Source organism: Streptomyces sp. NBC_01477 (assembly GCF_036227245.1).
In the GTDB taxonomy this organism is placed as follows: domain Bacteria; phylum Actinomycetota; class Actinomycetes; order Streptomycetales; family Streptomycetaceae; genus Actinacidiphila.
This window is the reverse complement of the sequence record NZ_CP109445.1, coordinates 5,392,897-5,411,044: the sequence shown is the minus strand read 5'-3', so window position 1 is coordinate 5,411,044 and position 18,148 is coordinate 5,392,897. Positions and strand designations below refer to the sequence as shown.

19 protein-coding genes are annotated in these 18,148 nt (G+C 73.2%); 9 read left to right on the top strand and 10 right to left on the bottom strand.

The features are described 5' to 3' along the window. Positions 1-120: 120 nt before the first annotated feature. Both OHA86_RS23000 and OHA86_RS22995 read right to left on the bottom strand, forming a co-directional pair. Complete coding sequence (locus tag OHA86_RS23000) at positions 121-1,311, bottom strand: zinc-dependent metalloprotease (RefSeq protein WP_329178093.1); 1,191 nt, start codon at positions 1,309-1,311, stop codon at positions 121-123. A gap of 113 nt (positions 1,312-1,424) precedes the next feature. Beyond that, positions 1,425-1,919: an inorganic diphosphatase gene (locus OHA86_RS22995; protein WP_329178091.1), complete on the bottom strand. Its 495-nt coding sequence runs from the start codon at positions 1,917-1,919 to the stop codon at positions 1,425-1,427. A 114-nt stretch (positions 1,920-2,033) separates the two neighbouring features. Between OHA86_RS22995 and dacB the strand changes: the two genes are divergently transcribed. After that, positions 2,034-3,404: a D-alanyl-D-alanine carboxypeptidase/D-alanyl-D-alanine endopeptidase gene (gene dacB, locus OHA86_RS22990; RefSeq protein ID WP_329178089.1), complete on the top strand. Its 1,371-nt coding sequence runs from the start codon at positions 2,034-2,036 to the stop codon at positions 3,402-3,404. A 22-nt stretch (positions 3,405-3,426) separates the two neighbouring features. Here the strand turns inward: dacB and OHA86_RS22985 are convergent, their stop codons facing one another. Together OHA86_RS22985 and OHA86_RS22980 are read right to left on the bottom strand one after the other, a co-directional pair. After that, positions 3,427-4,950: a threonine/serine ThrE exporter family protein gene (locus tag OHA86_RS22985; RefSeq protein WP_443071835.1), complete on the bottom strand. Its 1,524-nt coding sequence runs from the start codon at positions 4,948-4,950 to the stop codon at positions 3,427-3,429. Positions 4,951-4,960: 10 nt separating this feature from the next. After that, positions 4,961-5,674 (bottom strand): DedA family protein, encoded by a 714-nt coding sequence (locus OHA86_RS22980; RefSeq protein ID WP_329178087.1) that lies wholly within the window; start codon positions 5,672-5,674, stop codon positions 4,961-4,963. 176 nt (positions 5,675-5,850) lie between these two features. Here OHA86_RS22980 and OHA86_RS22975 point away from each other — a divergent pair, with 176 nt between their 5' ends. Continuing rightward, complete coding sequence (locus OHA86_RS22975) at positions 5,851-7,236, top strand: ABC transporter ATP-binding protein (RefSeq protein WP_329178085.1); 1,386 nt, start codon at positions 5,851-5,853, stop codon at positions 7,234-7,236. Positions 7,237-7,415: 179 nt separating this feature from the next. Next, positions 7,416-8,816 carry a glutamate decarboxylase gene (locus OHA86_RS22970; protein WP_329178083.1) on the top strand — a complete coding sequence of 467 codons (1,401 nt, stop codon included), beginning with the start codon at positions 7,416-7,418 and terminating at the stop codon, positions 8,814-8,816. A 57-nt stretch (positions 8,817-8,873) separates the two neighbouring features. Here OHA86_RS22970 and OHA86_RS22965 read toward each other — a convergent pair whose 3' ends face one another. Further along, a complete protein-coding gene (locus OHA86_RS22965; protein WP_329178082.1) occupies positions 8,874-9,962 on the bottom strand; it encodes a PP2C family protein-serine/threonine phosphatase in 1,089 nt (362 codons plus the stop codon). Positions 9,963-10,063: 101 nt separating this feature from the next. Between OHA86_RS22965 and OHA86_RS22960 the strand changes: the two genes are divergently transcribed. The 3 genes from OHA86_RS22960 to OHA86_RS22950 all read left to right on the top strand — a co-directional run bounded on the left by OHA86_RS22960 (position 10,064) and on the right by OHA86_RS22950 (position 12,102). Further along, positions 10,064-10,279, top strand: a complete 216-nt coding sequence (locus OHA86_RS22960; RefSeq protein ID WP_329178081.1) for a dodecin — start codon at positions 10,064-10,066, stop codon at positions 10,277-10,279. Positions 10,280-10,588: 309 nt separating this feature from the next. After that, positions 10,589-11,059: a DUF7144 family membrane protein gene (locus OHA86_RS22955; protein ID WP_329178080.1), complete on the top strand. Its 471-nt coding sequence runs from the start codon at positions 10,589-10,591 to the stop codon at positions 11,057-11,059. Continuing rightward, entirely contained in the window at positions 11,056-12,102 is a 1,047-nt protein-coding gene (locus OHA86_RS22950) for a rod shape-determining protein (RefSeq protein ID WP_329178078.1), read from the top strand. Before OHA86_RS22955 ends, OHA86_RS22950 begins: the two co-directional genes overlap by 4 nt. Positions 12,103-12,144: 42 nt before the next feature. On the opposite strand, the gene OHA86_RS22945 is transcribed toward OHA86_RS22950, so the two are convergent. Then, complete coding sequence (locus OHA86_RS22945) at positions 12,145-12,405, bottom strand: Txe/YoeB family addiction module toxin (RefSeq protein WP_329178076.1); 261 nt, start codon at positions 12,403-12,405, stop codon at positions 12,145-12,147. Next, on the bottom strand, positions 12,402-12,659 hold the full coding sequence (locus OHA86_RS22940) for a type II toxin-antitoxin system Phd/YefM family antitoxin (protein ID WP_329178074.1): 258 nt from the start codon (positions 12,657-12,659) through the stop codon (positions 12,402-12,404). The genes OHA86_RS22945 and OHA86_RS22940 overlap by 4 nt, the downstream gene beginning before the upstream one ends. A gap of 290 nt (positions 12,660-12,949) precedes the next feature. Here OHA86_RS22940 and OHA86_RS22935 point away from each other — a divergent pair, with 290 nt between their 5' ends. After that, positions 12,950-14,071 (top strand): DUF3103 family protein, encoded by a 1,122-nt coding sequence (locus OHA86_RS22935; protein ID WP_329178072.1) that lies wholly within the window; start codon positions 12,950-12,952, stop codon positions 14,069-14,071. A gap of 79 nt (positions 14,072-14,150) precedes the next feature. On the opposite strand, the gene OHA86_RS22930 is transcribed toward OHA86_RS22935, so the two are convergent. The 3 genes from OHA86_RS22930 to OHA86_RS22920 are packed head-to-tail and all read right to left on the bottom strand — an operon-like array spanning position 14,151 to position 16,590. Then, complete coding sequence (locus tag OHA86_RS22930) at positions 14,151-15,194, bottom strand: DUF2786 domain-containing protein (protein WP_329178070.1); 1,044 nt, start codon at positions 15,192-15,194, stop codon at positions 14,151-14,153. 59 nt (positions 15,195-15,253) lie between these two features. Next, the gene (locus OHA86_RS22925; RefSeq protein ID WP_329178068.1) at positions 15,254-16,165 is read right to left on the bottom strand and encodes a M56 family metallopeptidase; all 912 of its coding nucleotides are present in this window, start codon (positions 16,163-16,165) and stop codon (positions 15,254-15,256) included. Further along, the gene (locus OHA86_RS22920) at positions 16,162-16,590 is read right to left on the bottom strand and encodes a BlaI/MecI/CopY family transcriptional regulator (RefSeq protein ID WP_329178066.1); all 429 of its coding nucleotides are present in this window, start codon (positions 16,588-16,590) and stop codon (positions 16,162-16,164) included. The genes OHA86_RS22925 and OHA86_RS22920 overlap by 4 nt, the downstream gene beginning before the upstream one ends. A 114-nt stretch (positions 16,591-16,704) precedes the next feature. Here OHA86_RS22920 and OHA86_RS22915 point away from each other — a divergent pair, with 114 nt between their 5' ends. Then, complete coding sequence (locus tag OHA86_RS22915) at positions 16,705-17,367, top strand: DedA family protein (RefSeq protein ID WP_329178065.1); 663 nt, start codon at positions 16,705-16,707, stop codon at positions 17,365-17,367. Further along, positions 17,364-17,948: a phosphatase PAP2 family protein gene (locus OHA86_RS22910; RefSeq protein ID WP_329178064.1), complete on the top strand. Its 585-nt coding sequence runs from the start codon at positions 17,364-17,366 to the stop codon at positions 17,946-17,948. Before OHA86_RS22915 ends, OHA86_RS22910 begins: the two co-directional genes overlap by 4 nt. Positions 17,949-18,148 lie beyond the last annotated feature (200 nt).

Here is an 18,148-nt window from a genome sequence, read left to right as displayed (position 1 = left end):
CGAGGGGAGATGACGCAGGGTATCCAGATGGTGACAGAACTCCGAGCATTACCCGAGCATCGCACGCCCTACCCCACGTCTACGGTCCCTCGGACGGGTGAACCGGAGGGCTCCGGGTGGTCAGCCCTCGCTACGCCGGTGCACCCGGGCGACCCATTCCGCCGGTTTGGCGATCTCCGTCTTGGTGGGCAGGGTGTTCGGCGATGTCCACACCTTGTTGAAGCCGTCCATGCCGACCTCGTCGACCACGGCCCGCACGAACCGCTCGCCGTCGCGGTACTGCCGCAGCTTGGCGTCCAGGCCGAGCAGCCGGCGCAGCGCCTGGTCCAGGCGTCCGGCGCCGGTGGCGCGGCGGCGGCTGAACTTCTCCCGGATCTCCGCGACGCTCGCCACGACCTCGGGTCCCACGCCGTCCATCACGTAGTCGGCGTGTCCCTCCAGCAGCGACATCACGCCGGTCAGCCGGGCCAGGATCTCCCGCTGGGAGGGCGTCTGCACCAGGTCGACCAGGCTGCGGCCGTCGTCCGGCGCGCCCTCGGCCTCCGCGGCACCGTCCGCCCCGTCCTGGTCCTTGCCGCCGTTCGGGCCGCTGAAGGACTGCACGGCCTGCCGGACCCGCTCGATCACCGTGGAGGCGTCGAGGTCGGTCTCGCCCAGGAACGACTGGATCTCGCTCTCGATGTGGTCGCGCAGCCACGGCACCGCGGTGAACTGCGTGCGGTGCGTCTCCTCGTGCAGGCACACCCACAGCCGGAAGTCGTGCGGGTCCACGTCCAGCTCCCGCTCGACCTGCACGATGTTCGGCGCCACCAGGAGCAGCCGTCCCGCCTTGGACTGGCCGGGTCCCGGCTTGACCGGCCCGGCCGGCATGTCGCGGCTGGGCGGCGCGAACGTCTCGTACTGCCCGAGCACCCGGGACGACAGGAAGCTCAGCAGCATCCCGACCTCGACCCCGGTGACCTTGCCGCCGACCGTGCCGAGCACCGCGCCGCCCGCGCCGCCGGGCCTGCGGGCCTGCATCTTGACCAGCAGCGGCTTGAGGACCTCGCGGAAGCCGGCCACATTCGCCTTGGCCCAGCCGGCCCGGTCCACGATCAGCACGGGGGTGCCGTGCGGTGGCGCGTCCGCGTCGCCGTGCATGCGGGTGAAGGCCCGCACGTGCGCCTCGGAGTCCAGCGCGTGCCCGCGCAGCTCCGCCACGATCGCCCTGGCCTCGTCGCGGCTCACCTCAGGCCCCGGGCGGGTCAGCCTCTGGGCTGTCGCCACGGCGAGGTTCCAGTCGACCATCTCGCTTCCACCGATGCTCGTCATGTCTTCACGGTACGTTGCCGGTCCGCGCTTTGGGGCCTGCCGGGAGGGCGGAGGGGCGGGCCGGGGGACATTCCCGGCCCGCCCCTCCGGCGGTGCGTGACGCGGAAGCGGGCTCAGTGGCCCGGGCCGTGCTCCTTGAGCCGGCGGAAGGACTCCTCGATCTCCGCCTCGGCCGCGGCGCGGTCCACCCAGTCGGCGCCCTCGACGGACTTGCCGGGCTCCAGGTCCTTGTAGACCTCGAAGAAGTGCTGGATCTCCAGCCGGTCGAACTCGCTCACGTGGTGGATGTCCTGCAGGTACTCCACCCGCGGGTCGGACGCGGGCACGCACAGCACCTTGTCGTCGCCGCCGGCCTCGTCGGTCATGCGGAACATGCCGATCGCACGGCAGGTGATCAGGCAGCCGGGGAAGGTCGGCTCGTCCAGGATGACCAGCGCGTCCAGCGGGTCGCCGTCCTGGCCGAGGGTGTTCTCGATGAAGCCGTAGTCGGCGGGATAGCTGGTCGAGGTGAAGAGCCTGCGGTCCAGGCGGATACGACCGGTCTCGTGGTCCACCTCGTACTTGTTCCGCGAACCCTTCGGGATCTCGATCGTGACGTCGAACTCCAAGGCCCTACTCCTCCATGATCAGCACGTACTGCGGGTGATTAAGTGTCTCCCACGCAAGTGGGTGGTCGTGAAAGGGGCTGGTCGGGGGTGCCGCACGGCAGGACAGTGCAGGTAGTGGCGATATCCGCGGCGATAGGTGCGGTGGTCGCGGCGGGTGCGGCGGCTGCCGCGGGGCCGTGGGACGGCGGACAGCGTACGGCCGAACGGTCCTACGCCGCAGCCCGGGACGGGAAAACAGCCGCGCCCGCCGGGTCCTCCGCCGCCGGAACCGCCGCCCCTGCCGCGCCGCGGCCCTATGCCGCGCCTCCCGCCGCCGCTGCCGCGCCCGTGCTCGCCCCGGCGGGCGGCGGGCAGGCCGCCGCCGGCTCCGGCCTCGCGGCCGGGCTCGGCCCGCTGATGGCCTCGCGGGACCTCGGCACGGTACGCACCGGGGCGGTGCTCGACGTCGCGAGCGGGCGGACGGTCTACGACCACAAGTCGGCCACCGCCTCCACGCCGGCCTCGACCACCAAGCTCGCCACCGCCGTCGCCGCGCTCGGCACCCTCGGCGGCTCCCGCACCCTGACGACCGGCGTGGTCGCCGTCGGCTCCAAGCGCGTCGTGCTCGTCGGGGGCGGCGACCCGACCCTCGAACTCGACCAGCTCGCCGCCGACACCGCCGCCGCGCTCCACTCCCGCGGCACCACGTCCGTACGGCTCGGCTACGACACGTCGCTGTACACGGGACCCGAGCTGCACCCCATCGGCTACAACGACAACCTCGCGCCGGTCACCGCGCTGATGGTGCGCGAGGGGCGCCTGGGCCACAGCGAGAGCGGTCCCGCGGCCCGCGCCACCGACCCGGCGCTCGCGGCGGCCACGTCCTTCGCGAAGCTGCTGCGCGCGCACGGCGTCACCGTCGCCGGCGACCCGGCCTCCGCGAGCGGCGCCGGCGGGACCCAGTTGGCGGCGCACCGGTCGGCGCCGCTGAGCGAGCTGGTCGAGCGGATGCTCACCGACTCCGACAACGACATCGCCGAGGCGCTGGCCCGCCAGGTCGCCCTGGCGGGCGGCCGTCCCGCCAGTTTCGCGGGCGGCGCGAAGGCGGTCGGCGACGCCCTGCGGCGCTACGGCGTGCCCCTGGGGAATGCCGTCTTCGCCGACGGCAGCGGCCTCGACCACCACGACGCGCTGTCGCCCGCGGCGCTCACCCACATCCTCGCGCTGGCCGCGTCCCCCTCCCATCCCGAACTGCGCCCGGTCCTGGAGGGCCTGCCCATCGCGGCCTTCACCGGGACGCTGGCGTCCCGTTTCCGCTCGGCCCCGGGCGCGGGGGTCGTCCGCGCCAAGACCGGCACGCTGACCGGTACGAACACGATCGCCGGAGTGACGGTCACCCCCGCCGGGCGGGTGCTGGCCTTCTGCTTCATGACCCAGGGCGCGCCGTCCGCGACCGCGGCCCAAGCGGCGCTGGACGCCCTGGCAGGCGCGGTCACGGCGGGCTGACCCCGCGGCCCTGGGACACGCCCTAGAAGCCGCGGGTGCGCTTCGCGGCGCGGCGGGGGGTGGTGGGGCCGGGGGAGGGCAGCGCGAGGCGGGCGATCTCATTGCCGAGGTTGACCCCGATGGCCAGTGCCAGCGCGATGGCAGCGGCCCGCGTGAGCTGCGTGAAGCCCTGTTCGGTGTGGTTCTGGGTGAACGCCAGCAGGCCGAAGTACGTGGCGGAGCCGGGCAGCAGCGGCCCGATCGCCGCCGTCACGTACGGCAGGACGGACACGTACCGGTAGCGGGCCATGAGCTGGCCGAAGAGCCCGACCAGCCCGGCGGCCGCCGCGGTGGCGCCGACCTGGTTGCCGCCGGCCTGCTGGTGCAGGACGCCGTAGACCGTCCAGGCGACGCCCCCGTTGAGGGTGGCGAGCAGCAGCACCGCCCGCTCGCACTGGAGCAGCACGGCGAAGGCCAGCGTCAGCACCATCGCGGCGACGAGCTGCACCCACGGGTGGTCGTACGCGCGGATCGCCTGGTCGGGGTTGAGGTCAGCGCCGAGTTTGACGCCGGCGTAGAGGATCAGGGTGACGCCGATGACGATGCCGACGACGAGGTAGATCACTTCGAGCAGCCGGGCCGAGGCGGTGATGTAGAAGCCGGTCAGGCCGTCCTGGACGGCGGCGACCAGGGCGCGGCCGGGCAGCAGCGCGAACAGCCCGCCGGTGATGACCGCGGAGGACTGGACGCCCGCGGCGCCCGGGATCCAGCGCGCCAGGTCCACCAGCACCCCCATCGCGGCGGCGGGCATCGCCGCCGCCGCGAACTGGTAGAACTCCGGGATCCCGCGTCCGGCCAGCAGCCACGCGAGGCGGTCGCCGAGCATCGCGGCGACCCCGGCGGCCAGGAAGATGATCAGATTGCCGCCGACCAGCAGGCTGGCCGCGCCCGCGAGCAGCCCGGCGGCCCCGGTGAGCAGCCAGCTGCCGTAGGGGTGCCGGTTGCGCCGGATGTCGGCGAGCCGCCGGTAGGCGTCCTCCAGGGTGGCCTCGCCGGCGGTGACACCGTCCACGAGGCGGTAGACCGCGGCGAGCCGGGTGTAGTCGGTGCCGCGGCGGCGGACCGTACGGCTCATGGTGAGCGGCGGGTCGGTCAGCGAGGGCTGGTAGGAGATGCCCAGCAGGGTGAAGGTGACGTTGGGCTCCACCCGGGCGAGGCCGTAGGCGTAGGCGACGCCGAGCATCGCCGCCTCGACGTCCTCCGCGCCCTCGCCGCCGGCCAGCAGCAGTTCGCCGATCCGCAGGGTCAGGTCGAGCACCCGCGGCACCGACACGGTGTGGCCGGATTCCGGCCGGTCCAGGGCGACGTCGGGACCCGGCCGTTCGGTGACCGACAGCCGGACGAAGGTCCGCATGCGGTCCTGCCAGCGCGCGTCCCCCGGCGGCAGGGCGATGACCGGGATGCCCTCGGGCGGGGTGAAGGCCGAGCCGTAGCCGTTGGACGGCACGGCGGGGCGCGGCCCGGTGTCCGGTTCGCGCTCCTGTCCCGGCCCCGGGCCGTCCGTCACCCGCCCGCCCTCAGTTCTTCTGCGCGCGGTGCCGGCCGGCACCGCGCGGTGCCCCGACGGCCTCGGGGACGTCCGCGCCCTCGGCCGGCTCCGGCTGCGCGGACGCCGCCTTGCGGCGCGAGCGCAGGTACTCGATGCCCAGCGGCACCACCGACACCAGCACCACCAGGACGAGGATCGCCTCGATGTTGTCCTTCACGAATTGGACCTGGCCGAGCCAGTAACCCAGCAGCGTGACTCCGGCGCCCCACAAGGTGCCGCCGATCACATTGAAGGTGGCAAAGGTGCGGTAGTTCATTCGGCTGACGCCTGCGACGATCGGGGTGAACGTTCTGACCACCGGTACGAAGCAGGCCATCACGATGGCTTTGGGTCCGTGGTGCTCGAAAAACGCGTGCGCCTTCTCGATGTTCTCCATCTTGAACAGCCGCGAGTCGGGACGGCTGAACAGCGAGGGGCCGACCTTGCGGCCGAACAGGTAGCCGACCTGCTGCCCCACCACCGAGGCGACCGCGATCAGCGGGGCCACCAGCCACAGCGGCCGGTCCAGGGTGCCGCCGGCCACCAGCAGGCCCGTGGTGAAGAGCAGCGAGTCGCCGGGCAGGAAGAATCCGATCAGCAGCCCCGACTCCGCGAACACGATCAGCAGCACGCCCCACAGGCCGTACGTGTTGATCAGATGGTCGGGAGAGAGCCAGCTCGGGCCGAGCGCGATGTTCGTCACGATCCAAAAGTATCAATCCAGTGTTGATACAAACGTTCCGCAACCTGTGACTAGTGCACTACCTTCTCCGCAGTGTCACCCATGCACCCGATGCACCACCGCATGTCCGGAAAGTCATCCCCGTCTTCCCCCCACGTGCCCCGTCACTGCGTCCGAACCACCTGGCGGCTCCCGTTATGACTCGCGCCATCTCCCTGCACGAAGTTTCCAAGTACTACCCGAAGCAGCCGTCGCCTGCCGTGGACCGGTTCTCGCTGGACATCGCGCCGGGTGAGTTCCTGGTGCTGCTCGGCCCCTCGGGCTGCGGCAAGTCGACCGTCCTGCGGATGATCGCGGGCCTGGAGGACATCACCACGGGCGAGCTGCTGCTCGACGGCGAATACTCCAACGACCTGGCGCCGGGCGACCGCCGGATGGCCATGGTCTTCCAGAACTTCGCCCTCTACCCGAGCATGACCAGCAGGGAGAACATCGGTTTCCCGCTGCGGTTCGAGATGCCCGGCGAGGAGCACGGGCCGCGGGTCGACGAGACCGCCCGCATCCTCGGCATCGAGGAGATCCTCGACCGCTACCCCGGGCAGCTCTCCGGCGGTGAGCGCCAGCGCGTCGCCATGGGCCGGGCCATCTCCCGGCACCCCTCGGTCTTCCTGATGGACGAGCCGCTGTCCAACCTGGACGCGAAGCTGCGCGCGCACCTGCGCGCCGAGATCGCCCGCCTCACCCACGGCATGGGCGTCACGACCGTCTACGTCACCCACGACCAGGCCGAGGCCATGTCGCTCGGCGACCGGGTCGCCATCATGCGCAGCGGCGTACTCCAGCAGATCAGCAGCCCGCGCGAGGCGTACCACCTGCCGGAGAACGTCTTCGTCGCCGCCTTCGTCGGCACCCCGCGGATCAATCTGCTCCAGGCCACCGTCATCGCCCCGCTGACCGGCGGGATGTGGATCGACTTCGGCCGCCAGCGGCTCGGGCTGCCGGAGCCGCTGAACTACGACCACCAGATGCTGCGGATCCAGCAGGGCCGCCCGATCATCGTCGGGCTGCGCTCGGAGGCGGTACGCATCGCCCAGCCCAGCCAGGCGCACGCCGGCGAGGTGGTGCTCAGCGGGATCGTCGAGCACGTCGAATACCAGGGCCACGAGTCGCTGGTCCACCTCAACACCGGCTCGCGGCCCGCGCTGGTGCCCGAGCTGGAGGCGCCGCGGCCCGCCGCCGCCGCGAAGAACGGCTCGCGCCGGGGTTCGAGCGGCGGGGTCGGGCTCGGCAAGCTCGCGCAGAAGGCCGCACGCCGCATTCAGGCCAGTGTCATGGAGCGCGACGGCTCCTCGTCGGCCGCCGGCCTGCCGCCCAAGCCGCAGCAGGCGCCGGTGTCGGTCATGGACCGCCCCTCGACCCCGGAGACCCAGACCGGCGACCTCGTCGTACGGACCGGGCCGGACATCCGGGTACGCCGCGGTGACCGGGTCCCGCTGCTGGTCGACCTGGCGCACCTGTACGTCTTCGACCACGAGGGCCAGCGCATCTGCCCGGCCCCCGCGCAGCAGCCGCGCCTGGAGTAGCCGCGGCTGCGCGCCGCCCACCGCCGGGCGATGCCTCGTCCCAACCGAGGTATTCGGCGGTGGGGCAGGAACAGGGCTCCGCCGTGGTCCTGGCCCCCCTCCGCCGCCCCCGGAGGGGCGCCCGCCCGGCCCCCTCCAGCGACGGGCGGACCCGTGTACGCGGACGTATCGTGACGGGCATGTCACTGCACAGAGGCTCAGCAAGTCCGCGGGCGATCGCGGTGAACCCGTTCTTCGGCGAGGCCGACCCGGTCGGCGGCATGGACACGGCACCGCCCAAGCACCGGCTGCCTGACGGGCCGATGACGCCGCACGCCGCGTATCAGCTGGTGCACGACGAACTGATGCTCGACGGCAACGCGCGGCTGAACCTGGCGACCTTCGTCACCACCTGGATGGAGCCGCAGGCCGACGTCCTGATGGCGGAGTGCCGCGACAAGAACATGATCGACAAGGACGAGTACCCGCGGACCGCCGTGCTGGAGCGGCGCTGCGTGTCGATCCTGGCCGACCTGTGGAACGCCCCCGACCCGAACGCGGTCATCGGCTGCTCGACCACCGGCTCGTCCGAGGCGTGCATGCTCGCCGGGATGGCGCTCAAGCGCCGCTGGTCCAAGCGCACCAAGGGCTACCCGGCGACGGCCAGGCCCAATCTGGTGATGGGCGCGAACGTGCAGGTGTGCTGGGAGAAATTCTGCGCGTTCTGGGAGGTCGAGGCCCGCCTCGCGCCGGTGAGCGGCGACCGGCTGCACCTGGACGCGGACGCGGCCCTCGCGCTGTGCGACGAGAACACCATCGGGGTGGTCGCGATCCTCGGCTCGACCTTCGACGGGTCCTACGAACCGGTCGCGGAGATCTGCGCGGCCCTGGACGCGTACGAGGAGCGCACGGGCACGCACATCCCGGTGCACGTGGACGGCGCGTCCGGCGCCATGATCGCGCCCTTCCTGGACGAGGACCTGGTGTGGGACTTCCGGCTGCCCCGGGTCGCCTCGATCAACACCTCGGGCCACAAGTACGGCCTGGTCTACCCGGGCGTCGGCTGGGCGCTCTGGCGGGACTCCGACGCGCTGCCCGAGGAGCTGGTCTTCCGGGTGAACTACCTGGGCGGCGACATGCCGACCTTCGCGCTGAACTTCTCCCGCCCCGGCGCGCAGGTGGTGGCGCAGTACTACTCCTTCCTGCGGCTGGGCCGGGACGGCTACCGCGCGGTGCAGCAGTCCAGCAGGGACGTGGCGGGCCTGCTGGCCGGCCGCTTCGCGGAGCTGGACGACTTCCAGCTGGTCACCCGGGGCGACCAGCTGCCGGTCTTCGCGGTCACCACCGCCCCCGAGGTCACGTCCTTCGACGTCTTCGACGTCTCCCGGCGGCTGCGCGAGCGCGGCTGGCTGGTCCCCGCGTACACCTTCCCCGCCGACCGGCAGGATCTGGCGGTGCTGCGGGTGGTGTGCCGCAACGGCTTCTCCGAGGACCTGGCCGACCTGCTGATGGAGGACCTGGACCGGCTGCTCCCCGAGCTGCGGCGCCAGCCGCACCCGCTGAACCGCCCCGAGTCGGTGGCGACGGCCTTCCACCACTGACCGCGATCCCCGGGGCCTGCCGTTCGGATTCCTCCGCAGAGATCCGAACGGCAGGCCCTAGTCCCGGCGGACCGCCAGGACGGCGCGGTCGTCGTTGCCCGGCGGGCAGCCCTTCGTCCAGGCGTCCAGGTCGCCGCGCAGGGCGTCGACGGTCTGCTGCGGGCCGGGCTGCGGGCACAGGCCGGGCAGCCGGAGCTGCGGGTCGTAGAAGTCGCCCGCCAGATTGCGGGACTCGGTCACCCCGTCGGTGATCAGCAGCAGCGTGGCGCCGTGCGGGAGGGCCAGCACGTCGGGCGCGGAGCGGACCCCGCCGAGCCCGTGCATGCCGAACGGCAGGTCGGGCGCGGTCGGCTCCAGGGCGCGTACGTCCCCGTCCGCGGTCAGCAGATACGGCGGCGGGTGGCCGCGGTTGACCAGCCGCAGGGTGCCGCCGTCGGGGCCGAACTCGGCCAGTACGCCGGTGGTGAAGCCTTCGAGCCGGTTCTCGTCCTCCCGCTCGGCCTTGTAGCGCTCCAGCGCCCGGTCCAGCCGGTGGGCGAGCCGCGGCAGGTCGGGCTCGGAGTCGGCGGCCTCACGGAAGGCGCCGAGCAGCACCCCGACGGCGCCGACCGCGCCCAGGCCCTTGCCGCGGACGTCGCCGATCATCAGCCGGATGCCGTAAGGGGTCGCCTGGGCGGCGTAGATGTCGCCGCCGATCCTGGCCTCGGACGCGGCCGCGTCGTAACGGGCGGCGATGCCGAGCGGGCCGATGCGCTGCGGCGGGTCGGGCAGCAGTGCGCGCTGGGCGGCCTCGGAGACGCCGCGCACGGTCGCCAGGCGCCGCCCGTAGCGGCTGAGCGTGCGGTTGACGAACAGCGCGATGACGGCGGCCAGCAGGACGCTGCCGATGTCGGACAGGCCGTGGTGGTCGACGAAGCGGTCGTCCTCCAGGATCAGCGCGATCATCGCGAGCAGCGCGCCGATGCAGGTGGCCACGGTGGCCCGGACGCCCTGGGTGGCACCGGCCAGTACGCAACCCGCGGCGAGCAGCGGGTCGCCGGTGTAGGGGGCGGGTGTCAGCAGGTCGAAGACCACGGCGGCCACGACCATCCCGCCAGGGATCCACCGCACGAGCGCGGTGGGCCAGCCGGAAGTCACAGTGTCCACTTTATGACGATACGCACATGCACCGGGTCGCCGTGCGGTCCCGCCCGGTCTGCGGCACCGTGAGAGGGCACCCCCGACCCCCGAGTGAAGGGCAGTCCCCCATGGCCGAGCACACCTACCGGGTGACGGAGATCGTCGGCACCTCGCAGGAAGGCGTCGACGCCGCCGTACGCAACGGCATCAGCCGCGCCGCACAGACCCTGCGCGGCCTCGACTGGTTCGAGGTGACGCAGGTACGCGGCCACCTCGTGGACGGCGTGATCGACCACTACCAGGTGGGCCTCAAGCTCGGCTTCCGCCTGGAGTCGCCCGAGTAGCCCCGCTTCGTGGAGCCGGCCGGGCAGCGCCGCCTCCTGGAGCGGGCCGGGCAGACCGCCGGGGGCCGCCTCGGAGAACCGCCGGGAGCCCGACCGGGCAGGAACCCGAGGACCACCGGGAGCCCGTACCGCCCCTCCCCGTACGCACCCGCGGACCCGCCCGGCGGCGGGAAACCCCCGCATGGCGCACTCCCGTACGGCCCAGCCTTCCTCGCATTGTCGGACTGATCGTCAGATCATGTTGTCGTCAAGGCGGGTTTTGTGCCGGTTTCCTACGGTTACCGCCGTCGATCAGACTCGGGAGCAGCCATGAGCCAAGCAACGCCCGGCCCGCAGACACCGCATTCCGGGCCGGGCTCGCCCCGGCACGACGCGGACCGGCACGCCCTGGCGGCGGGCGGCACGGTCTTCGCGGGCGTCCTGCTGCTGGTCGGCGGCGTGCTGGCGATCCTGGAGGGCAGCGTCGGCATCGCGAAGAACTCGGTCTACGTGGTGACCCGCGGCAGCTACGCCTACAAATTCGACGTGTCCTCCTGGGGCTGGACCCACCTCGTCCTCGGCATCATCGCCGTGCTCGTCGGCGCGGGCCTGCTCCGGGGCGAGGCCTGGGCGAAGTACGCGGGCATCGCCATCGCCTCGCTGAGCCTGATCGCGAACTTCATGTTCCTGCCCTACCAGCCCGCCTGGTCGCTGATCATGATCGCGATCGACATCTTCGTGATCTGGTCGCTGGCCACCTACCACTCCAAGCGCGGCCGGGCGCAAGGAGGCGCGCTGTGATCGGCATCCCCTCGAACCCCACACTCGACCAGCTCCGGCGCTGCACGGTCGCCGTGGACCTGGGCGCCGCACGCACCCGGGTCTTTCTGCGCGGCAGCGGCCTGGTCGCGGACGAGCCCAGCGTGGCCGCGATCGACATCCGTACCGGCGCGCTCATCGCGGTCGGCGCGCAGGCCGAGCAGATGGCCGGCCGCACCCCCGAGCACATCAGGGTCTCCCGGCCGATCGCGGGCGGCGCCGTGGTGGACATCGCCATGGCCCAGCGGATGCTGCGGCACATCCTGGGCGACAAGCTCGGCCGCCGCAGACTGCGGGTGCCGGTGGTGCGGGCGGCGGTGTGCACCCCGCACGGCAGCGAGCCGATCGCCCGCAGGGCCGCGGTCGAGACGATGTACGGGCTCGGCGCGCGCCGGGTCGAACTGGTGGACACCCTGATCGCCGCCGCGGTGGGCTGCGGGCTGCCCGTCGAGCACCCGGAGGCCACGATGATCGTGGTGTGCGGGGCGGGCACCACCCAGGTGGCCGTGCTCTCGCTGGGCTCGATCGTCTCGGCGGAGACCGTGCCGGTCGGCGGTGACGCGATCGACCGGGCGGTGGTGCAGCACCTGCGCACCGCGCACGAGCTGATGCTGCCGAGCCAGTCCGTACGCCCGCTGCACCAGATGCTCGGTGCCCCCGCCACCGGCGGCACCCCCACCACGGAGGTGCACGGCAGGGACGTGGTCAGCGGGATGGCCCGCTCGGTGCTGGTCGACACCGAGGGCGTCAGGCACGCGATGCGCACCCCGCTGAACGCGGTCCTGGACGCCATCACCGGAGTGCTCCGGCGCTGCCCGCCCGACCTGGTCGCCGACCTCGGCGACCGCGGCATCATGCTGGCGGGCGGCAGCGCGCTGATGCCCGGCCTCGACCTGATGCTGCGCCAGGCCACCGGCATGCCGGTGCTCGTCGCGGAACGCCCCGACGTGGTCGCCGTCCAGGGCCTCGGCGCGATGATCGAGGGCCGCGTCCGCCCCATGCTCCTGGACCCGCTGACCGTCTGACCCCCGCGGCCGGGCCGGGTACGCCACCCGGCCCGGCCTTTGTCAGCTCTCGTAGTGGTAGCGGCACTGGGCGATCAGCACCGAGTCGTCCTCGACTTTGTAGATCAGGCGGTGCTCGTCGTTGATCCGGCGCGACCAGTAGCCCTGGAAGCCGTGCTTGAGCGGCTCGGGCTTGCCGATCCCCTCATTGCCGTTGCGCGCCACGTCGGCGATGAGCGTGTTGATCCGCTTGAGCATCCTGCGGTCCTGGACCTGCCACCACAGGTAGTCCTCCCAGGCGCGGGACGCGAAGGTGATCTTCACTCGAAGTCCGCGAGATCCCGTACCGTCCCGCCGCCGCTCTCCAGTTCCTCGATGGAGGCCAGCAGGCGGCGCGCGTTCGCGGGGCTGCGCAGCAGGTAGGCGGTCTCCTTCAAGGACTCGTAGTCCTCAAGGGAGACGATGACGACGGGATCGTGGCCCGCCCGGGTGATCACGATCTCCTCGCGGTCGTCGGTCACGGCGTTCAGCACTTCGGCGTACTTCGCACGCGACTCCGAGTACGACATGGTCTTCAACGGCCCACCTCCTTGACGTACAGAATATTGTACGTTCCAGAGCGCCGCCCGACAACGGCGCGCCCACCGTGACCCGCCCCGGCCCACCTCGCCCATCCGGCTCATCCGGCTCATTGGCCGGGAAGGCGGCGGACCTGGCCTGGAGGGCTCTTGTGCGGATTGACATGCTACGGACACCATAGCGGGGATGCGGAAATCTACCCGCATAGATCGGCTCCGTCCTGCATGCCCCCAGACCGCCGCCCCACCGCTGACCAGCGACAGCGGCACGCCTCCAGGAGGAACCTCCCGTGCACCTCACCGCAAGCAAGCGCGCCGCGATCACCCTCGCACTCGGCGCGTCGTGCGTTCTGGCCGTCCAGGGCCTCGCGCTGCCGTCCGCGCACGCGGCCACGCCCGCCGCGGCGCCCGCGAAGTCGGCGGTCTCGCCGGTCGGCGCCGCCGAGACCGCTGTCGCGCGCAGCCTCGCCGCCTCCCTGGCCAGCCCCGGGTGGCGCGCCCAGGTGCGTACCGCCGCGCTCGGCTCGGCCCAGGTCGACCTCGGCTCGCTCACCGCGGGCAGGACCGCTCCCGCCGGGCTCGCCGCCGCCGTCTCCGGCGCCGGCCGGCAGATCGCCGCCGCCAAGGGACTCGGCGCGGACACCGGTTCGCTGCTGCGCGTCCGGCTGGGCGCCGACTCGATGAAGGCCGCCCTGACGCCGGACGCCGTCCCGCTGGTGGCCGTCGCCGCCGACGACGACAAGGGGGCCGCGGTCACCGCGTACGACAGCGCCGGCCGCGCCCACACGCTCAGCGCCCGGCAGGCGCCCAGCCGGCCCGTCTACGTGGTGGACATCGACGTGGACAAGGCCGCCGCGAGCGGTCTGGCCCAGGTCGACAAGGCCTTCCGCAAGGCCGGCCTGACCGCCCCCGCCGCCACCGGCGGCTACTGGAGCACCAAGGTGAACTCGGTCTACCTCAACGACGACGAGGAGCCGTGGATCCTCGGCGACGCCGAGATCTTCTCGATCGTCAGCGGGTTCGGCTTCGACGGCAAGGTGCGGGTCGACACCGTCGACATGCCGTACCTGGACAAGGACGGCACCACCTACTACCCCAACCAGATCCTGGTCAACTGGTCCAACTACAAATACAACCTGGCCGACGTCGTGATGATGGAGGACGACGGCGACACCAACTACGCCACGCTGGCCAAGGCGCTGGCGGACGCCCTGCTCACCATCACCGACCAGGGCGCCTACATCCCGCTGGTGGACGCGATCCTGGCGGCGATCCCGTCGGCCTGGTACACCAACGACGCCGACTACGTCGACTCCTGGTACACCCTGGCCCAGGGCTCGTCCGGCCAGCTCAACGGCGCCCGCGGCAACGGGCGGCTGAACGTGTCGCCGTACTTCGTCCAGCAGTTCTGACCCCCGGGCGCCACGGCGTCCACCGCGAGGTCCGCCGTCGCCCGTTCCCCTGCCGGGCGGCGGCGGGCAGCGCTTCGGGCTACCGGCTGTCCCGCAGGTTCGCCCGGTCGGCCGCGGACTCGCCGTGCTGCCAGCCTTCCGCGTCCCGCGCCCTGAGGCGGGAGGTGGTCGTCGTGGGGAAGAGGCGGCGGGCGGTGTCCTCCACCGCCAGCGCGCGGGAGGCCAGCGCCGGGAGCAGGCCGGGGGCCGGCTCGGCCGCTTCCTCCTGCGCGGTCGCGTCGGCCAGGCGCACCCGGATACGGGACGCGTAGGCGATCAGGAACGACTCGCGGAAGTCGCGGGAGCGGGACGTACGGCCGCCGTGCAGGGCGCGGTCGGCCTGGACGAGCAGCGAGGTGTAGAGCAGTTCGACGGCGTCGAGGTCGGGCGCGTGGCCGACGACCGTCGAGAAGCCCAGCTCGGAGGACCAGACGGACCGGCAGCGGTTCGCCTCGGCGACGGCGTCCAGCAGGAGGGCCTTCGCGCCCTCGTACGGCCGCTCCACGCCGATCCGCCGGGCACCGGCCCCGCTCCCGTCCCCGGGGTCCCCGTGGTCGCCGTGGGACGCGGCCAGCAGCGCCGCGTCGATGCTGTGCCGGGCCATCAGGTGCTGGGCCTTCGCCGACAGCGCCTCGGCCTCGTCCGGATAGCCGGTCGACTCCGCCTTCGCCAGCAGCGCGCGGATACGGGTGAGCATCTTGTGCGGCGCGGCGCCCCCGCCCGGCGTGCCGAGGGCGGGGATCGGCGGGAGGCGGGCGTAGAGGCGGAGCAGTTCGACGTACGCGGTCGCGGCGGCGAAGCCGGTGAGCCGTTCGGCCTTGGCGAAGCCGCTGAGCGGCTGGGTGCCCAGGCCGGCCGCGAGGCGCTGGTGCAGCGGTCCGAGTTCCCGCCGTACGATCCGCGCGAGGTCGGCCGGCCGCCATCCGCGCCGCTCGCACTCCCCCACCACCCGCTCGGCGCAGCGCGCCGCGACGGCGTCCCGGTCCCCGTCCGCCGCGAGCACGGACGCGGCGGCGTCCACGTCATCGGCGCCGGCACCGCTGTGCGCGGCGTGGGCGAAGGCGGCGGCGAAGGTGTCTTCCACCCCGCCATTGTCCCTGGCGGGACGCGCCGGGTCCTTCGCCCCGGGCGCCCCCGGCGGGGCTACTCGGCCTGGGCCACCTCGATCGAGCCGTGGAGGTCGTGGGCGGCCTCCACGGCGCAGGCGGCGGAGAGGGTGAGGCAGGCGGCCAGGACGGCGGCCTGGGTGCGGGGGGCCCGCGGGGTGCGGGGGTGGGTGAGGAGGGCGGCGACGCGGCGGGGGACGGGGCCGGTGGCCGCGGACAGGGCCGTACGGGGGCGCCGGGCGGTGGGGCGGGCGGCCAGCGCCGCCCGGCCGATCGCGCGGGCGGCGACGCGGCGGTCGCCCACCGCCGCGGCGGCGGCCTCGTCGGCGCAGCGTTCGAGCGCGTACGACAGCGGGCCGCGCAGCACCCGCAGCGCCGGGTGGCAGGCGCAGGCCAGCGCGAGGGCGGTGAGGAAGAGGTGGTGGCGGCCGGCGAGGTGGGCGCGTTCGTGCGCGAGCAGCACCTCGCGCTCCGCCGGGCCGAGGGCCTTGAGCATCCCCGTGGTGACCACGATCCGCCCCGGCCGGCCTGGCAGCGCGTACGCGTCGGGGCCTTCGTCGTCCAGGACGGTCAGGTCGCCGGCCGCCGTACCGGAGGCGGCCACCACGCGGCGGGCGCGGGCGGCCAGCACGACGCGCTGCCGCGACTCGTGGACCAGCGCGGCGGCGACCGCGGTGAGCAGCACCGCGGCGACACACGCGGCCGGCACCGTCACCTGGTCGCCGACGACCGGCAGCACGAGGTGCCCGAGCGCGGCCACCGGCGGCAGCCGCAGCGCTCCGGCGCCGGCCAGCAGCGCGAGCGCGGTCGTACTGCACGCGGCGAGCGCCACCGCGGAGCCGGCCAGCAGCCAGGCCGCCGCGCGCGGCGACAGCGCCTCGGCCAGCCGCCGCGCGGCGGGCGCGGCGAGCAGCGGGAGCAGCAGCGGGACCCAGACCGCGTAGTTCACGACCCGGCGCCCCCGCCGCCGCCGGTGCCGTCCGGCGGGACGTCGGCCAGCAGCGCGCGCAGCAGCCGCTCGTCGTCCGGGTCGAGCTCCGACACGAAGCGGGCCAGCACCGTGCCGCGCAGGCCTTCCGCGGACTTGTCCAGCTCGGTGCGCATCCGGCGGGCGGCGAGGCCCGGCGGGTCCTGGGCGGGCAGATAGGCGTAGCCGCGGCCGGCCCTGGTGCGGCTGACGGAGCCCTTGTCGTGGAGACGGGCGAGAATGGTGGTGACGGTGGTGCGTGCGAGGTCGGCGCCGAGTGCGGCGACCAGCTCCCGCTGCACATCGGCGGGAGTGAGCGCCCGGCCGTTCGCCGCCCAGAGCGCAGCGAGGACGCTGGCCTCCAGCTCACCCGAAGGGCGGCGGGCCGACGCGCTGGCGTCCGGCATGGAATCGCTCCTTCCCGCTCGTTCGTCTACAGTTCTGTAGACCGACTACTCGACTGTAGTCGGCAGGGGTGCCCCGCCGCGCCCCCGGACCCATTATGGGAGGGCTCCACCGCCATGCCCCTGCCCGTGCTGAACCAGGCCGTGAACGTCCTCGACGCGACCTCGCTGCTGTCCTCCTTCGGAGCGGTCGGCATCTTCGTCGTCCTGTTCGCCGAGACCGGCCTGCTCATCGGCTTCTTCCTGCCCGGTGACTCGCTGCTGTTCACCGCCGGGCTGCTCAGCGTCGCCGGCGCGTCCGACGTGGTGCACCTCTCGCTCTGGCAGGTGCTCGTCGCCGCGCTGGCCGGGGCGCTGCTGGGGGCGCAGACCGGTTACGCCATCGGGCGGCGCGGCGGGCCAGCACTGCTCGCCAGAACCAGAAGCCGCAAGATCCACGAGGGTGCCGCGCGGGCGGCCGAACTGCTGGAACGGTACGGGTACGCCAAGGCGGTCGTCCTGGCCCGCTTCGTGCCCGTGGTCCGCACCGTGCTCAACCCGCTGGCCGGCACGCTCGACGTGCCCGCCCGCACCTTCACCCTCTGGCAGATCATCGGCGGCACCGTCTGGAGCGTCGGCCTCGTCCTCGGCGGATACGCGCTCGGCTCGTCCGTCCCGCACGTCGACACCTACCTGCTGCCGATCGTCGCGGTCATCGTGGCCGTCTCGCTGACGCCGCTGGTGCTCGAAGTCGTACGCGGCCGGCGCAAGTCCGCGGACTCCTCGGCGGAGGGCCTGTGACCTCGCAATTCGACGCGGGCCTCTACCGCTGGGTGACCGGCCTCGCCCACCGCGCGCCGGTGCCGCTGGACGACGCCGTCCGCTGCTTCAGCGACTACGGGCTCGGCATCTTCGCCGTCATGATGCTCGTGGTGTGGTGGCGGGCCAGGTCGGCGGACGACGCCCGGATGGCGGCGGCGCTGTGCGTGCCGCTCGTGGTGGTCGCGGTCTTCCTCGTCAACGACGGCGTGAAGTCGGTCTTCGCCGAGCAGCGGCCGTGCAGGACGCTGCACACGGTGACGGTCGAGACGTGTCCGCCGCTCGGGGACTACGCGTTCCCGAGCAATCACTCCGCCATTGCCGCGGCGGCGGCCGTCGCGCTCCTGCTGGCCGCGCGGCGGGTGGGGCTCTACGCGGTGCCGGTCGCGCTGCTGATGGGGGCGTCGCGGGTGTGGGTCGGCGTGCACTACCCCCACGATGTGCTGGCCGCACTGGCTTTGGGGGTTGTGGTGGGGTGGCCCCTCGCGCTCGCCTCCCGGCGGGGGGCGCCGGTGGTCGCCCGCCTCCGCGATACGCGGGCGCGGGCGCTCCTCACGGTGTAGCTCGCGCCGGCGTCAGCGGATCCCTCGGGCGGTGCCCATTGCGGTGACCTTTCGCCTGCCCCACCGTCGTGGCTTGCCGCGCAGTTCCTCGCGCCCCCAGGTGGGTGCCACTTGCGGTGCGTGCTTGCCTGCCGCCGCGTCGTGGCTGAGCGCGCAGTTCCCCGCGCCCCTGGGGGTTGCCCTCTGCGGCGGAGGACGAG

Bases quoted from the DNA above. Each gene is read 5' to 3' on its own strand.
- OHA86_RS23000 (WP_329178093.1), bottom strand. From the start codon at position 1,311: ATGACGAGCATCGGTGGAAGCGAGATGGTCGACTGGAACCTCGCCGTG.
- OHA86_RS22975 (WP_329178085.1), top strand. From the start codon at position 5,851: ATGACTCGCGCCATCTCCCTGCACGAAGTTTCCAAGTACTACCCGAAG.
- OHA86_RS22970 (WP_329178083.1), top strand. From the start codon at position 7,416: ATGTCACTGCACAGAGGCTCAGCAAGTCCGCGGGCGATCGCGGTGAAC.
- OHA86_RS22960 (WP_329178081.1), top strand. From the start codon at position 10,064: ATGGCCGAGCACACCTACCGGGTGACGGAGATCGTCGGCACCTCGCAG.
- OHA86_RS22955 (WP_329178080.1), top strand. From the start codon at position 10,589: ATGAGCCAAGCAACGCCCGGCCCGCAGACACCGCATTCCGGGCCGGGC.
- OHA86_RS22920 (WP_329178066.1), bottom strand. From the start codon at position 16,590: ATGCCGGACGCCAGCGCGTCGGCCCGCCGCCCTTCGGGTGAGCTGGAG.
- OHA86_RS22915 (WP_329178065.1), top strand. From the start codon at position 16,705: ATGCCCCTGCCCGTGCTGAACCAGGCCGTGAACGTCCTCGACGCGACC.